The sequence below is a fragment of the Candidatus Hydrogenedens sp. genome, from assembly GCA_035361075.1.
Classification (GTDB): Bacteria; Hydrogenedentota; Hydrogenedentia; order Hydrogenedentales; family Hydrogenedentaceae; genus Hydrogenedens.
In genome coordinates this window covers 38709-55316 of sequence record DAOSBX010000015.1, presented here as the reverse complement: position 1 = coordinate 55316, position 16608 = coordinate 38709, and the positions used below count along the sequence as shown (strand labels likewise).

The window sequence follows — 16608 nt, the reverse complement described above, 5'->3', positions numbered from 1 at the left end:
GTTTTCTACTGGATAAGTGTATAGTCCACAGTATTGAAATTGTCGTTATCCAAAATTCGTGCAATGATAAACAAAAAATCACTCAAACGATTATAAAAAGGTACAAATACTTCATTAATTGTCTCGGGTTGATTTTTCTTTAAAGTAATCAATCTACGTTCAAATTCTCTTGCTACTGTGGTTACTATATCTGCATAAGCAGAAATAGGATTGTTAGCGGATGCAATAAACTTTCTTGGTAATTGAAGTTGTTCTTCCAATTGTGCTTGCCATTGTTCTAATTGATTTAAGTGTTTTTGACTTAATCGAGGATGGTTGGATGGAACTAATACACCAGAAGGGTCGGATATTTGTGTTCCAGTTATGAAACAGCAATGAATAAGCCATAAAAGTGTCTCAGAAAGGAATATTTTATGTGGATTGTCTGATTGTAAAATTTGCAATCTAAGATATGATAAGTTAACACGGAGACTGTCTAAAGAACCGAGACATTCAATGATTTCCGAATCCTTTAAAACCCAATGTCCATCAGGTAATTTTGTTTTTCCCTTGTCTCCTTGTTTTGTTGTAACGTAAGATTTTTTCATATTAAACCAACCTTTTATATAATCTCAACACCTATGGGACAATGGTCAGAGCCGAGAACATCAGATAATATCCATGACCGTTTAATTTGTTTCTTAAATGCTTCATTTACCACATGATAGTCAATTCTCCAACCGATATTCCGAGCTCTGGCATTTGTTCGATACGACCACCATGTATAATGTCCTCCTTCTTTGCAAAACATCCGAAATGTATCTACAAAACCTGCATTCAAGAATTTTGTCATGGCTTCCCTTTCTTCAGGATAGTATCCAGCATGATTTTCATTTTCTTTAGGTCGGGCAAGGTCAATTTCTGTGTGTGCTATATTAAAGTCTCCACATACGAGGATATTTTTCCTCTTCTTTTTAACGAAATTAAGGAGTGTTTTTTGTAATTTATCAATAAATTCAAGTTTGTAAGGAAGTCGTTTTTTTTCCTCTTGACTGTTAGGCCAGTATGAATTGAAGAGAATGAAATTACTGAACTCAGCTATTTGGAGTCTACCTTCATTTGTAAAGTCGGGGTCATCAATTTCTATTATTTGGATGGGTTTATTTTTACTGAAAAAAGCAGTTCCACTATAACCGGGTTTTTTTGCACAACTCCAATACGTGTGATAATGTGATGGTATAGGGAGAGTATTGTCATTTATATCAGAAGGTTTTAATTTGGTTTCCTGCAAGCAAATAATATCTGGCGATACTTTTTCAAGCCATTCAATAAATCCTTTTTTCAAGATGGAACGGAATCCGTTAATATTCCAAGAAAGTACAACTGTCATGTATTTACTCCTAAATTGTTAGTAAATTTACAATTAGTATAAGAAAAAAAATTGTAATAAAACGACTTTAAATTAACATTATCATTGGACACAATAAACATGTTGGTGAGAGTAGATATCTCTTGAACTGTTGTATAATAAAAAGCGTATTTGTTATAATTATATTCCTTACGGCGGCGTAGCTCAGTTGGTTAGAGCAGCGGAATCATAATCCGCGTGTCCGGGGTTCGAATCCCTGCGCCGCCACTTTCTCTTTATATAAGGTTATTATAAGGGAGATGGTTTTATGAACTATGTTCCATTAGGAAAATCAGGCTTGAAAGTTTCAGAAATATGTTTGGGGACAATGACATTTGGTAATGAGGCAGATAAAGAAGTTAGTTTCAAAATTATGGATTGTGCTTATGATATAGGTATAAACTTTTTTGATACTGCTCACAATTACAATAAAGGGGAAACAGAAAAGATTGTAGGTGAATGGATAGGTGACAAGCGTAAAGATATTATTATTGCTTCAAAGGTATTTTTCCCATCACAAAAAGGGATAAATAATGAAGGATTATCAAAAAAGAATATTATCCAATCTGTAGAAGAGTCTTTACGAAGATTGAAGACAGAATACCTTGATATACTTTATCTTCATCATTGGGATGAGGACACATCTATAGAGTATTCTTTAGAAGCGGTACATACATTGATTATGCAGGGGAAAGTTCTTTATACGGGCATTTCTAACTTCTCTGCATGGCAAATAATGAAGGCAATTGCAGTAGCAAGAGAATATCATTATGCGCCTGTTGTTTGTATACAACCTATGTACAGTCTTCTTAAACGGCAAGTAGAAGTGGAAATCTTGCCGTTGGCTAAACATGAAAACCTTGCAGTTGTTCCTTATAATGTTCTGGGTGCTGGCATGTTGACGGGAAAATATCTGAAGGGAGGTAAAGGCAGATTAGATGAGAATAAGATGTATCAGAAAAGATATGAGAATCCAATTTATGTAGAAATAACCAAGAGATTTGTTGAATATGCAGAGAAAAAGGGACTTTCTCCCGCTGTTCTTGCTGGGGCTTGGGTTAAAAGCCATCCATGTGTTACATCAATATTAGTTGGGGCAAGGACATTAGAGCAGTTTAAAGAAGTTGTAGGATGTGTTAATGTAAAGATAACAGAGGAGGAATGGACAGACATTTCTAATTTATCATATATACCACCTTCGGCGACAGATAGAGAGCCTCTGGAGATTTATAGAGTAAGAGGCTGGTAGGTAACAAGAAGAAGTGAGATGATTCTAATCGAATTGGGAAAGAAAAGGTTGAATTCTCTTTACCAGAAACTCTCTCATATCTTGCAAGTTTTCTAAAATTAGATGGATATTTTGATTTGTTACTATAGTTCTTCCGAAGATGCCACGAACTTCTACAAACAGTTCCTTTTTACTATGTCGAAAAGACTCAATAAGCACGTGGTAAATGCCTGGTGTGTCATTTGATTCAGGAAAAATCAATTTTACCCCGACAGCTGTGGTAGGTCTGCCAAAGTGGTCAATTATTAATTCTTGTTTTTGATTTAATAATTTTTCTAAGATTAAAATTTTTGAGTCCTCATATCTTGTCAGAGCATAGGTTGACCTTAGTGTCCCTGTATGAGCAAGGAAGACAGGTTGATTTCTTGCTGATAGGATACGAGGTGAAAGTTCTTTAACCTTATTTAAGAATTCATCAAAGGTAATAGATGCCCATTCTTCAATGATTAATGTGCGGTCGATGAGAAATAAGACAATGGATTGACTTCGATTCCCACGAGTTGAATAAAATCGTGTTTGCATCGGAAAACTGAAATCGATGCTGTCGTAAGAAACAGATGTTCCCACTAAGTCATAATAAAGTCGTTGTAATTGTTCTTTATTGATGGGAGTTGGATTGTGAATTAATTCGATGGAAAAATGAATAGGCCGATCTTCCTGATGCATATTATTCTCCAAAACATATTATAATTTATACTTTAATACAACAAGGATAGATAATTATAGGAAAAATAGAGTATAAATTGAAATAACAAAATAGGATTAAAATATTGAAAGAAGGTAGAGTATTAGCAATTGATTATGGAGAAGTAAGAGTAGGTGTTGCTATTAGCGACCCGTTGCGGATTTTTGCTTTTCCACTTTTAGTTATTGATTTAAGGAAAACGGAAGATTGTATAAAAGAGATACAAAAAATAGTTATAGATAAGGATATCAAAAAAATAATTATAGGATTACCATTACAATTAGATGGGAAAGAAGGGATACAATCTGGAAAAGTACGAGAATTTTATAGAGAGATAAAAGAAAATATACAGAATGTAGATATTGAACTTGTGGATGAACGATTGACGACCACATCAGCACAAAAAACGTTAACAAACATTGGCCTGAGCATAAAAAAACAACGGGGTGTAGTTGATAAGATTGCAGCGGCAAAGTTGTTAGAAATGTATCTTGAACGTGAAAAAAGAAGGTAGTAGTGTATAAAACATGCCAAAACATTTAAAGAAAAGAAATTGGCTGACAATTTTATGTTTATTATTGGCAATGTTTGTTTTTTTAATTTTTATTTCTGCTGGTATTAGTTTAAGTCTATATATTTATATGGTGAGAGATGCTGTCCCTGGTGAGCAAGTGGAAATAACTATTCCAAAGGGAAGTACAGCCAGAAATGTGGCTACTATATTGAAAGAGAATAATTTAATCCCACACGAAATATTTTTTTTGATTTTTTTGAAGTTAGAGGGTGAAGATAAGAATATTAAGTATGGGATTTATTCTATTCCCAATGGTGTTTCTATTCGCCAAATATATGAATTGATAAAAAAAGGGCCAGTTAGACCTATTTATGTTTATAAAATAACTGTCCCAGAAGGATTGACGAATAAGCAGATAGCAGATATAACACCCAATCCAGAGGAGTTTTTAAATCTTGTAAATTCAAGTGAATATGCAAAAGAGAAAGGAATACCTGGACCGACTGTTGAGGGTTTTTTAATGCCTGGAACATATATGTTTGAGGAAGTTCCAAGTATGAGAGAATTGGCAGATGCAATGATGAAGCAATTTAATAAAAATTGGGATAAATTATGTGAGGAATATAAAATTAATGTATCAGAAGAAGAAAGATATAAAACAATTATAATTGCATCATTAGTTGAAGAAGAGTCTAAGATAGATGACGAGAGACCATTGATTGCTCAGGTAATATATAACAGGTTAAAGAAGGGAATGTTGCTTCAAATAGACGCTACTCTTCAGTATGCAAATCAAAAGTATGGTGAATTACTTACAGAACAAGATAAATTAATAGATTCTCCATATAATACATACAAATATAAAGGGTTACCACCTACACCAATATGTAATCCAGGAATTCAAAGTATTCGGGCAGTTATATCACCTACGGATGGGGATTATTTATATTTTGTATCAAATGGTGATAATAGGACACATACGTTTAGCAAAACAATAGATGAACATATTACCGCCGTTAAAAATTATAAAAAGGAACTAAAAAATAATAATTCTTCAAACGTTGATAATAAGGGACAAAAGTAAGATTATAATCGTTTATTTTTCTTAGGTCGATACATTCCAAGCATTGAAATCGCTAAACTTATTATCGCTATTTCTGAAATGGAAGTTTTGTTGCCCTTTTGATTACAACCGCATTTTTTTACAGGTTTGGTTGGTTCTCCTTCATTTGTTTGTCCTTCGTTTGTACCATCATTAGAGCCATCATGTGTTCCGTCAACGGCACCTTCATTTGAGCCATCAACAGAGCCATCAGGAGAGCCATCATGAGTTCCGTCATTGGAACCTTCTTGTGTTGTTACAGGTTTTAGTGCAACAGACTCGGATTTTATATTTCCCGCTGGTACAGTTGTGGTTAATGAATGGTTTTGGAAACTGGGGGCAGTGATGGTAACATTGTATGTCCCTTCTGGAATAGAACTGAAGGTGTATACACCATTTGTATTTTGGGAGAGTGGTGGATATACAGAAGGACTCAATGAGATAGTAGCATTTTGTATAGATTGTTTATTTGAAGCATTCCAAACAACAAATGAAAGTGAAGAAGCTACAAGAGCAGAGCCTTTCTTTAATGCATAATTAATTTTGACATTTCCTTCAACTAATGAAGTTGTATCCTCTGTTCCCCAATCATTATTGTCCGCTATGATTGGAGTTGACCTTTCATTAATAATTGCTTTACCGGATTCTAACTCAAAAGTATTCCAGCCTGTATTAGGGTCATTAATATCACCTAAAGAGTTGGAAGGATTGGAACTGCCTTGATTATCCTTAATGTAGATACATGTGGGTGAAACAGTATCTATACTATCCGATGTCCTAAAGATGCATCGACGAATAATAGGTATACTGTCTCCTATTTGGATACCTATTTTTAGATTTTCAAAGGTGCATTGCTCAATAACTGTGTAATAAGGTTTATCTCCGTCTACAGATATTCCTATTTCTGTACCTGTTCCCAAGAAACGGACATTTTTAATGTGCATTATGTTATTTCCACAATTGAGAAGAATGTAATCCTGTTGTGATGGAGAGGGAGGTCTAATATCAATAGAAAAAACATCTGAGTTTTCAGCACCATTTATTGTCCCAAATATAGTGGGTTTTTCTCCAGAACCAGAAATAGTGATACCACGTAAGACCGTATTGGATTTCAAATTTATAATTTCATGATAATCCCCAGGTAGAAGAATAATCGCTATTTTCATAGTGGTTTGTGGAGTATTTGAAATTGCATAATTTATAGTTTTCCATGGTTTCATTAAAGAGCCATTGTTAGTATTAATATCATCATTTCCATCCGGTGAAACATAATAGGAAGTCCATGGAGAATTTGAATCTATAGGATTTGTCTTCTGTAAATATTCTTCTAAATTGGTATATCCATCTAAATCTGCGTCCTCTTCTGCATCAGGGCGAGAAGGATTAAGTGTATAGTTAATTTCAAAGTCGTCAGACATTCCGTCTTCGTCCGAATCAATTTTTTGGTCAGAAGTCCCGTAACAATTTTCTATGCATAAGCTAATGCCATCACCATCATTATCAATCGAATTTTCTGGAGAGTTGATACATCCACTTTCGCATTGGTTTAATGGGGTAGTATCACAGTCAACAACAACTATCCTTTGAACTGAAGAAGAGTTCCCCATTGTGTCAGTCGCTTCATAGGTAATAGTATATGTGCCCGTTTGTGAGGTATTTACAGTCCCAGTAACTTTTACAGGAGCAACGTCAGATATAGAATCAGAAGTTACATATCCAGGGTCGTTCCATACAGTATTGCAAGGCAACGTGATTTTAGAGCTTCCGATAAGAGTAATATTGGGCCCATCACAATCAACAACAACTGTCCTTTGAACAGTAATATGATTTCTTGATTCATCAAATGCAGTATAGGTCAGAACGTAGATGCCACTTTGTGAAAGATTTACTTCACCTTCATTTGTTACATCAACGGTTGATGAACATGAATCGCTTGCATCGTATCCCAGCTCTGTCCATACTGAGTTGCAAGGCAAAACTATTGTAGTATCACCAATGAGATTTATTTGTGGTGGTGTTGTATCTATTACTTGTACAGTTCGCGTCGCTGTTGCAGAAGTATATTCTTCGGTACCGTCTATACTATAGACGATTGTATATGAGCCAGGGTTATTAATATTCACGTTATTGTCAACTTTGATTTTGTCAGTAATGTCATTTCCAGATGGGTCTTTAGCCGTTGCTCCTGGATCATTGAAATTATTAATACCACATTCTAATACTACTTCAGGAGGACCGATAAGAGTTATTTGTGGTTCTCCAGTTGAAGAAATAACAATAACAGTTCTTGTGACTTTTATTATTTCACCTTGATTGTAGGGATTTATAATTGAATATGTAACTATATATTCTCCAGGTATACTCGGATTTATATTTGTACTATCTACATCTACGAGATCCGTTATATCAGTATTGCAACCATCTTTAGCTTCGAAACCAGGTTCTGTATAAGGTTCATTTACATTTAGATATAATGGATTATCGCCATAAAGCACAATTTTTGGAGGTGGAGCTGGAAATATTTCGAAGGCACCAGCATCAGGTTTACATTCCCCAAGATTTATACGGGGCATACGACGAATATCTTCATTAATTGCTCCGTATTCAATAGTTAATGAAATTGGGTCTCCAAGATTTACGGCAGGAGAGTCTAAAGTCAGATTTAAATCCCCAGGAGATGTTTCAGATGGATACTCCATAAAAAGAGGTTCTGTTTCAATGATATTAATTGAAGGGGGAGGAGATGCAATTTTATCAAAGTTTTGTATTATTGAATTTCTAAGTAAAAGATATTCAATATTAATGGTTTCGTCGTAATTTATTTGTGGTATATTATTTCCATTATATGCCCAAATAATTGAGTTTAAAATTTCCAATGCTGAGGTAGAACCTTGTATATCAACAGTACTAATGTCACCACTGGAAGTTTTGAAGTTATCAGCCAATGTGCAATGAGTTAATTGAAGACTTGATTCGTTTGCAAAAATGGCAGACCCATTTCCCGAACAAGAATTTTTAGAGAAAACACAGTTTGTAAAACTCACTGAAGAGTTATCTATATAAACTGCACCTCCGTTTCCGTAAGCGGTGTTAGTATAAAACTGAGAACAAGAGATATAAACCGATGAATTAGTTATGGTTAATGCTCCTCCATCACCAATTATATTATTTCCATTTTCAAAAATAAGCCCATATATAGCAATATCATAAGCCGAAGTAATATTAAGAATTGGAGTTCCTACGTTTCCTGAGGCTTTGGTCGGAAGAATAATTAATTTTGTTGGATTTAGCCAAGGATTAACATTATTAACATTTGTTTCAGTTCCTGAAAAACCACCTCGGATGATAATATTGGATAAATCAGTTATTGAAACCCTTTCATTATATTCACCTGCTTTAATCCAAATCTCATCATAATTGTTGGCTGAATTAATTGCATCTGTAATAGTATGGAAACCTGTCTCCCAAGAATTTCCATCGGGTGTGGAACTGTTAGGATTTACATAAATAATTTTGCCTGGGATATTAAACGCAGATAGATATTGGGTTGGTAGGGTTGGTAGATGTTCAGATTCGATGGAATGGCATCCCTGTAATGGAAAGTCTGTTGATTCTGTTATTCCAACAATACAGATATGAGTATCGCTTGCAGTTCCTATTGAGAGTGCAGTGTCGCTTAAACTACCGCCTAAAAATGTTCCCCATGTTGGAGTAATTGTAGAATTAGAACTATTCCATTGCAATCTCCAAATCATTGCGTCATAATAATTATTGTATAACCCATTATTTAGTAAAGTATTGAATGGATTTGAAGTGAAGGTAGGATTATCCCATGAAAAATTTTCAAAATTACTATTGGTATAACCTGCAATGAAAAATTCATTGTAAAACTTATCTGGTGTTTTTATATCAGTTAATATATCTGTTCCATTACCGAACACATAGTATGTACCAACAACTTTTTGTGTTAAATCAGGATTTATTACAGTTAGGAAGGGATGCGTTTGGTTATCTATCTTTTCAGGGACGGCTGACTTTGGGTTGGGTATATCATTAGAGTATGTATTACCTGCTAAACAAAGGGTATCATAGTAAATTAGAATACCTCCTTCTAAGATGTCGTCATACGAACCTCCAAAAAAGAAAGAGGATAACAAATTAACATTTGGATTAGTTGTTTCGGTTAAATATGAATAATGCTGAACAAAAATATCTTTTCCCTGAATTTGAGATTCAGGTATCGCTGGTGTAAAAACTGGATAGCCTATAGATGTGTTGCCACAAAGGTATACATATTCTGAGTTTGCTTCAATATCTTTGACTTCGAGTTCACCTGCATTTAACTTTGTCATATATTTACATTCTAATGGGTTTAGAGTCATTATTCCCCAAAAGCCATCAGCGGAAAGGACTTCTTTTGTTCCTGTTTGTGTAGAATTAACTAATTGTAAATCTGTAGAGCTTGTGTTTCCCGCAAAGAACAAGTAATTTTCGTTGATTGTTATATCCTCAATCGAATCATATCCTGTTCCGCCAATGAGTGTAGAAAATGTTATTTTTAAGTCTTTATCAAGTATAGTTAAGAAACCATCAAATTCGCCTGAAGTACCATTTATATTCAAATTGGTATTAAAAGGGGGAATAGAATTGCTGATGGGAAAGTTTGTTGAATTTGTTTTTCCAGCAACAATAATATGATTGTTTATAAAATCAGAGTGATGATTTATTGCATTTATATAATCATTGCTGTTCCCATTTAAAAATGTAATATCATGTGCCTTCCCTATAGTCGGTGATAACTTACATAAGAACACAGCAATATCAATACCTTCCGTTTTAGGTAATTCAGCAGATACACCAATTATTGAAATATCAGTAGTACTATTATAGTAATCTAAATATACTCTATTGAATAGTGATTGTGGTTTATTAGCATTGGGTACAAACATATAAGTGGAAAGTGTGAGAATTGGGTCTATCACCAGTTCTAAATTTTGGTCATATTTTTCAACAATAATCTGATATGTATTTCTACCTATATTGGAAAAGTAGGCGTTTTGTAAAGATGAGGTTTCTATGTTTTTATATGAAGATTGATAAATCTTAGGGATACTAAAACTAATTGTGTAACCAGTGTCGTTTGTTATAGTTAGATTATTATCTAAATATGTAATTACATTTCCCCCTTTAATTTCCCATGTTATTTGATTTAAGTCAGCTTGGGGGTTCACAATAAAATCGAATTCTAACTTTTTATTTTGGAAATAAAACTCAAGGTCAATTCCATCATACACATTCGGGGTGCAAATTTTTTCATAAGCACAACTATCAACTATCCACGTTTCAGGTTGATTTCCAGAGTAACAATTGTATTTAATGTCAGTTGGTTTACTCCCATAAATAATATCTGCATGACTGTTTAAGAATATTATTTCAATAGGGTCTGTAAACTTATTTTTTGATGAATCCCATATCCATATTTTCAAATTATCTTTTGAAATTTCAAAGTATTGATTATTAGAGAAAGCAAAATAACGATGAAAATTTTCTGATGGGAGAAAGTAATTATCAAGGATGGAGTTATCGGTTATATTTTGATAATTAATAGCAAAAGAAAAGAGAGGGAAAAGAAGTAAGATTATTGTCTGGTAAATTCCTATTAAAATCCATTTTCTTTTTGTACCCATGTTATATTCCATCATCAATTTTTATACCCTAATTATATCTTATTTCAAACAGTTTTTGTATACTATTATAATTATGCCACAAAATAAAATTATTTTCACTAAAAATTTTAAGGATAGATAATATTTAAATATACTATCTATCCTTAATTTTACCATAAAAAGTATAAAATAGGTATTATTTTTCTAATTTAGATTTAATTTTAGCCCATTCATCTTTAAGGGTAACTATTCTGTTAAATACCATCATTTCTGGTGTTGTGTCTGGGTCGACAGAGAAATATCCCTGTCGTTCAAATTGTATTTTATCACCAATTTTTAGTTTTTTTAGTTCAGGTTCTAACTTACAATTTGTCATTACAGTTAATGAATTAGGGTTTATATTGCTTCTCCAATCTAAACCTTCTGGGACATCGTTAGGGTCGGGTTTTAAGAAAAGATGGTCATATAATCGAATTTCTGCGTTAAAGGCATGATGTGCAGATACCCAATGTAAAGTTGCTTTTACTTTTCTACCGTCTGGTGCATTGCCTCCCTTTGTATTTGGGTCATAAGTACAATGTAATTCAATAATATTTCCATTTTTATCTTTTATTACATCTGTGCATTTTATAAAATAAGCATATCTTAATCGTACTTCTTTGCCAGGCGCCAATCTATAAAATTTAGGGTGTGGATTTTCCATAAAATCATCTTGTTCAATGTATATCACTTTTGAAAATGGAACTTTTCTTGTCCCCGCTGTGGGGTCTTCTGGATTATTTATTGCATCCATTTCTTCGACAAGATCATCAGGATAATTGTCAATAACTACCTTTAGAGGTTTTAATACAGCCATATATCTATTTGCTTTTTTGTTTAAGTCCTCGCGGATACAATATTCAAGTAATGCTATATCTACAGTATTATCTGCTTTAGCAACACCAATCAATTTGCAAAACTGGCGAATGGATTCTGGTGTATATCCTCTTCTTCTTAAACCTGATATTGTGGGCATTCTCGGGTCATCCCAACCCCGCACATATCCTTCACGCACAAGTTCAAGGAGTCTTCTTTTACTCATAACGGTATATGTAAGGTTTAGTCTGGCAAATTCAATTTGACGTGGAGCATATATGCCTAATTCTTTTATAAACCAGTCATAAAGAGGTCGATGGTCTTCAAACTCCAGAGTGCAAATGGAATGCGTAATTCCTTCGATGGAATCTGATTGTCCATGTGCAAAATCATACATAGGATAAATACACCATTTGTCTCCTGTTCGTGGATGTGTTGCCCGTATAATACGATACATTACGGGGTCACGCATATTTAAATTGGGCGAAGCCATGTCAATTTTCGCACGGAGTGTCCTTGAACCATCTGGAAATTCTCCTGCTCTCATTCTCTGGAAAAGGTCTAAATTTTCCTCAATAGACCTATTGCGATATGGGCTTTCTTTTCCTGGTTCGGTTAATGTCCCTCGGTAAGCCCTTACTTCTTCAGGAGATAAATCGCAAACATAAGCTTTTCCTTTTTTAATTAAATCGATTGCCCATTCATAAAGCTGTTCAAAATAATCTGATGCGTAATATTCGTGTTTCCCCCAGTCAAAACCTAACCATTTTACATCTTCACGAATAGCATCAATGTATTCTTGTTCTTCTTTTAGTGGGTTGGTATCGTCATATCGCAAATGACATCTGCCTTTGTATTCTTCTGCAAGTCCAAAATTTAGGCATATTGATTTAGCATGACCAATATGAAGATACCCATTGGGTTCAGGTGGAAAACGTGTAACAACACCTTTATATCTTCCTGTTTTTAAGTCTTCATCAATAATTTGGTGGATAAAATCTTTACCACCACTTTCTTTATTTTCTTCATTATTTGTATATGAATTATCGGACATAAAAAATACTCCATTAGTTATTTTTTGATTTTCTGTGACGGAAAGTGTGATATTAGAACAGAACTTGGTATATATTATCTCTTTTTACAACAATATTTCTCAACTACATAATTTATTTGAGATGTAAATTTATCTCAAAAACACACCGTTATAATTAGAAACTAAAAGGGAGTTAAGAGTATAATAATATATAGATGTAAATGGTCATATAAGAAAATATAAATTTTTATTAGAAAGGAAACATATATGTGGACACCAGGAATGGGTGAGTTATTTATAATCCTTATTATAGTTCTTGTCTTGTTCGGTGGAAATAAGATAGCTGGATTAGGACGTTCTTTAGGGACAGCCATTGCAGAGTTTAAAGATGCAGTAAAAGGAGGAGAGGAAACAAAAAAGGAAAGTATAGAAGAGAACAAGAAAGAGGAAAAATCATAAATTGTGAGTTTTGGGAGAAGAACTATGATTTCTGAAGAATTACTGAAAATTTTGGTTTGTCCTGAGACAAAGCAACCATTAAGTTTAGTTGATGATGATTTGTTGAAGAAGATTAATAAAGCAATTCATCAGGGAAAAGTAGTGAATAGGGATGGAAATCCAGTAAATGAAAGCTTAGATGGTGGTTTAATTAGAGAAGACAAAAAAATTGTATATCCAATAATTAAAGATTTACCTTTCTTAAGAATTGGTGATGGAATTGAGTTAGAAAAGAATCGTATATCCTAATAGACTAATTTTTATGACCCTGCCCCAAAAATCAAAATCTGTTATATTGCTAAGAAAGATTATCAATAGTTTTAAAATTTCTATAATCAATCGTATTTTTACGGGCTTAATAGTTATAATTCCTTTGGGCGTTACCTTTTATGTAGTGCAGTTTCTTTATTTTTTGTTATCTAACAAATTAGGCCCGCTTACAAAAAAAGTTTTTTACAATGTCCCTGAATATTTCGTTCCAGGTATTTCGTTAATACTTATAATATTGGGGATTTTCTTTTTAGGTCTATTGACTAATATGTATGTTGGGCGGAAACTCTTTTATTTGTTTGAAAGCATTTTGGAGCGGATACCATTTATAAAAACGATATATAATGCTACAAAACAAATTGTAGCAGTATTCACGAAAACAAAAGAAGAAAAAGATAAGTCAGGACCTGCAATATTTATTGATTTTCCCTTTCCAGGTGTGAAAAACATAGCATTGGTTACAAACAATATTGAGATTGAAGGTTTAGGTTCTTTTACGACCGTATTTGTTCCGACAACACCAAACCCAACGAGTGGATATTTTGAGTTAGTTCCTCAAGATAGTGTAAGTGGTGAAGTAGAAATCCCAATGGATGAAATTGTGACGATGATCCTGTCGGGAGGAGTTGTAACTCCAGAGATATTAAAAGCGAAATCGGATACAACCCAAGAGATTCAGAAAATAGATGAGTATGATGCAGAGTGACATACAAATAAAGAAGAAAAGGCTCCCTAAAATTATTGGGAGGATAAGGCGGTATTTTTTAGCTGGAATATTAGCAATAGTTCCATTAGGTTTAACATTCTTAATTTTAAGATTTATATATTATTTTACTGTAGGCAGGGTTACACCTTATGTAAATCAATGGTTTCCAGAGTATCCGCATTATTTAATTGCACCTATTTCAATTATATTAATTTTCATATTTGTTTATTTAGTTGGTTTGTTTTCAAGCTTCTTCTTGGTTCGCCAGTTTTTAAATCTATTTGAGATGATTATTAAGAGAATACCGTTTGTAAAAACTATCTATAAATCGGCGAAACAAATGACAGTAAGTTTTATAGAACAGTTTTCATCAAATTATACACGTTCTATCGTTATTATACCTTTCCCTCATGATAATATTTATACAATGGGACTTTTGTTGGGGAAAATCAAATTGCCTGAAGGAAGAGAATATTATAGGGTGTTTATTCCTACTACACCAAATATTAGTGTTGGTATTTTACAGTTTTATCCTTTGGAAAAAATTTATAAGTGTCCTATTACTATGGAACAAGCTATTGAAATCATTGTTTCTTCAGGTGCATCTATTCCTGTTAAACTTTCGGTACAACCTCTCCAGAAAGAACAAAAACATTAAAATAATAGTTTGTTACTTTTCTAAAAAGTAAGACGGTAGATGTTGGAGTAAGTTATTTATAAAATCATGATGTGAATGATATATATCTATTTTCCGTTTATCATTTTCTATATGATAAAAATACATAAAGATGGTTTCAGGGGGAATAATATTTATTATCCTGTCTGCCCATTCTATGAGACAAACTAAATTATCACTTAACCATTCTTCAGAACCAATATCAATAATTTCTTTTGCATCTTTTATCCGATAACAATCAAGATGTAGGACCTTCGGTGGGTTCCCATACTGATTCATAATTGTGAATGTAGGACTATGAACCCAACAATCGCCACATAGTGCTTTTACAACCCCTTTCACAAAGCACGTTTTTCCAGTAGCTAAATCTCCAATAAGTGCAACTTTTGAGTTTGAATTTAAGCATTTGGCAAAATGATGTCCTAATTCTTCAGTCTGTTCGGGGGAAGAAGTAATTATTGTGATATATGCATTATTGGAAGAGGTTATCATACAGCTTTTGATATAACTTTGCTTGTTTATCCCAAGAGAAATCTTGTTTCATTCCGTTAATTCTTATACTACTTAGTATATCTTTATTTTGGAATAGGTCAATTGCATTTTTTACACTTCTAATAATACTTTTCGGAGTAAGTGCTCTGAAAGTAATACCTGTTGCACATTTATTTCGAATGTTATCTGATGTTATATTTGTAACAGAATCTGCTAATCCACCGACTTTACGAACAATGGGAATAGTACCATATGCAAATGCATATAGTTGAGTAAGTCCGCAGGGTTCATATCTTGATGGCATGAGGGTAAAGTCACTACCTGCAATAATTTGATGAGATAATTCGGTGTTGTAACCGAGGACAGTTCTTATTTTTTTAGGGAATAATGATGAAATTTCTTTTAGCTGTGTTTCATATTTTGGGTCTCCTGAACCGAGAATAATCATTTGTAGGTCGAGTTGAAGTAATTCAGGTAGAGATTGAATAAGTATATCAATCCCTTTTTGCCAGTAAAGACGGCTTATAATTCCAATAAGAGGGACATTTTGTTCTGGAAGGTTGACTTTTTTCAATAAAGAGGATTTACATATTTCTTTATTTGCAAGAGTATCTTTAGAATAGTTAGTCTCAATATATTTATCATTTTTAGGGCTCCATATGGAATAATCAACACCATTAAGGATACCTGACAAGTCGTCTGACCGGAACCGAAGTATATTATCCAATCCGAAACCATATTCTAAAGTTTGTATCTCTATTGCATAAGTTGGGCTTACAGTATTTATTTTATCTGCAAGAAGTATCCCACCTTTTAATAGGTTCATGTCTCCATAATGTTCAAAACAATTGGAGTTAAAAAATTCGCCAGGTAGTCCTGTAGAAGTGTATCTTGAGCCTGGGTATCTTCCCTGGAATGCAAGGTTATGGATGGTTAAAAGTGTGTTTGTGTTTTGCCAGAAAGGATTATGTTCAAGTTGAATAAGGAGGAAAGGTAATATAGCTGAGGTAGCCCAGTCATTACAGTGAATAATATCTGGTTTCCATTGTATTTGTTCCATGGCATCTAATACAGCATTGCAAAAGAGAGAGAATCTCCGTGGGTTATCTTCATATTCCCAGTCACCATAGCCGTAAACATAATCTCTTCCGAATAGTTCTTCGTGCTCAATTAGATATAAGGGGATAGTTGTTCCTGGAATGTTTGTTTCTAAAAGTTTGGCTTGATAGGAATTTTTTGATACATCAAACAAACATGGTTTATTTTGGGTAATTGTTTCTTTGATATTAATAGATTTGTATTTAGGTAGTGCTACTCTAATATCTATACCTATGTTATTTAATGTTTTTGGAAGTGCATAAGCAACTTCAGCAAGTCCACCAGTAGAAACTAAGGGACTTAGTTCAGCTGTAACGTATAAAACACGCATTACAAAT

14 protein-coding genes and 1 tRNA gene are annotated in these 16608 nt (G+C 33.5%); 8 read left to right on the top strand and 7 right to left on the bottom strand.

Annotated elements, in window-relative coordinates; all coding sequences use genetic code 11:
- Positions 1 to 5: 5 nt before the first annotated feature.
- On the bottom strand, positions 6 to 587 hold the full coding sequence (locus tag PLJ10_06445; GenBank protein HOK09285.1) for an ATP:cob(I)alamin adenosyltransferase: 582 nt from the start codon (positions 585 to 587) through the stop codon (positions 6 to 8).
- A gap of 14 nt (positions 588 to 601) precedes the next feature.
- Complete coding sequence (locus tag PLJ10_06440; protein HOK09284.1) at positions 602 to 1369, bottom strand: exodeoxyribonuclease III; 768 nt, start codon at positions 1367 to 1369, stop codon at positions 602 to 604.
- A gap of 172 nt (positions 1370 to 1541) precedes the next feature.
- On the opposite strand from PLJ10_06440, the gene PLJ10_06435 reads away from it, so the two are divergent.
- Positions 1542 to 1615: transfer RNA gene (locus PLJ10_06435), tRNA-Met, on the top strand.
- A gap of 40 nt (positions 1616 to 1655) precedes the next feature.
- Positions 1656 to 2636 carry an aldo/keto reductase gene (locus PLJ10_06430; GenBank protein HOK09283.1) on the top strand — a complete coding sequence of 327 codons (981 nt, stop codon included), beginning with the start codon at positions 1656 to 1658 and terminating at the stop codon, positions 2634 to 2636.
- A gap of 24 nt (positions 2637 to 2660) precedes the next feature.
- Here PLJ10_06430 and PLJ10_06425 read toward each other — a convergent pair whose 3' ends face one another.
- The gene (locus tag PLJ10_06425; protein ID HOK09282.1) at positions 2661 to 3341 is read right to left on the bottom strand and encodes a hypothetical protein; all 681 of its coding nucleotides are present in this window, start codon (positions 3339 to 3341) and stop codon (positions 2661 to 2663) included.
- A gap of 104 nt (positions 3342 to 3445) precedes the next feature.
- On the opposite strand from PLJ10_06425, the gene ruvX reads away from it, so the two are divergent.
- Both ruvX and mltG read left to right on the top strand, forming a co-directional pair.
- Complete coding sequence (gene ruvX / locus PLJ10_06420) at positions 3446 to 3874, top strand: Holliday junction resolvase RuvX (protein HOK09281.1); 429 nt, start codon at positions 3446 to 3448, stop codon at positions 3872 to 3874.
- 13 nt (positions 3875 to 3887) lie between these two features.
- On the top strand, positions 3888 to 4958 hold the full coding sequence (mltG, locus tag PLJ10_06415; protein HOK09280.1) for an endolytic transglycosylase MltG: 1071 nt from the start codon (positions 3888 to 3890) through the stop codon (positions 4956 to 4958).
- 2 nt (positions 4959 to 4960) lie between these two features.
- Here the strand turns inward: mltG and PLJ10_06410 are convergent, their stop codons facing one another.
- Entirely contained in the window at positions 4961 to 10663 is a 5703-nt protein-coding gene (locus PLJ10_06410) for a DUF5011 domain-containing protein (protein ID HOK09279.1), read from the bottom strand.
- Between the two features lie 175 nt (positions 10664 to 10838).
- Positions 10839 to 12551 (bottom strand): glutamine--tRNA ligase/YqeY domain fusion protein, encoded by a 1713-nt coding sequence (locus tag PLJ10_06405; protein HOK09278.1) that lies wholly within the window; start codon positions 12549 to 12551, stop codon positions 10839 to 10841.
- 246 nt (positions 12552 to 12797) lie between these two features.
- Here PLJ10_06405 and PLJ10_06400 point away from each other — a divergent pair, with 246 nt between their 5' ends.
- Genes PLJ10_06400 through PLJ10_06385 form a run of 4 tightly spaced genes read left to right on the top strand, consistent with a single transcriptional unit; the run spans position 12798 to position 14662 of the window.
- The gene (locus PLJ10_06400) at positions 12798 to 12989 is read left to right on the top strand and encodes a twin-arginine translocase TatA/TatE family subunit (GenBank protein ID HOK09277.1); all 192 of its coding nucleotides are present in this window, start codon (positions 12798 to 12800) and stop codon (positions 12987 to 12989) included.
- 24 nt (positions 12990 to 13013) lie between these two features.
- A complete protein-coding gene (locus PLJ10_06395) occupies positions 13014 to 13277 on the top strand; it encodes a Trm112 family protein (protein ID HOK09276.1) in 264 nt (87 codons plus the stop codon).
- Between the two features lie 13 nt (positions 13278 to 13290).
- Positions 13291 to 14004: a DUF502 domain-containing protein gene (locus PLJ10_06390; GenBank protein ID HOK09275.1), complete on the top strand. Its 714-nt coding sequence runs from the start codon at positions 13291 to 13293 to the stop codon at positions 14002 to 14004.
- Positions 13991 to 14662 (top strand): DUF502 domain-containing protein, encoded by a 672-nt coding sequence (locus tag PLJ10_06385; GenBank protein ID HOK09274.1) that lies wholly within the window; start codon positions 13991 to 13993, stop codon positions 14660 to 14662. The genes PLJ10_06390 and PLJ10_06385 overlap by 14 nt, the downstream gene beginning before the upstream one ends.
- Positions 14663 to 14674: 12 nt before the next feature.
- On the opposite strand, the gene tsaE is transcribed toward PLJ10_06385, so the two are convergent.
- Both tsaE and glgA read right to left on the bottom strand, forming a co-directional pair.
- A complete protein-coding gene (gene tsaE, locus PLJ10_06380) occupies positions 14675 to 15172 on the bottom strand; it encodes a tRNA (adenosine(37)-N6)-threonylcarbamoyltransferase complex ATPase subunit type 1 TsaE (GenBank protein ID HOK09273.1) in 498 nt (165 codons plus the stop codon).
- Positions 15153 to 16601, bottom strand: coding sequence for a glycogen synthase GlgA (glgA, locus tag PLJ10_06375; protein ID HOK09272.1), 1449 nt, complete (start codon positions 16599 to 16601; stop codon positions 15153 to 15155). The genes tsaE and glgA overlap by 20 nt, the downstream gene beginning before the upstream one ends.
- Between the last annotated feature and the right edge of the window lie 7 nt (positions 16602 to 16608).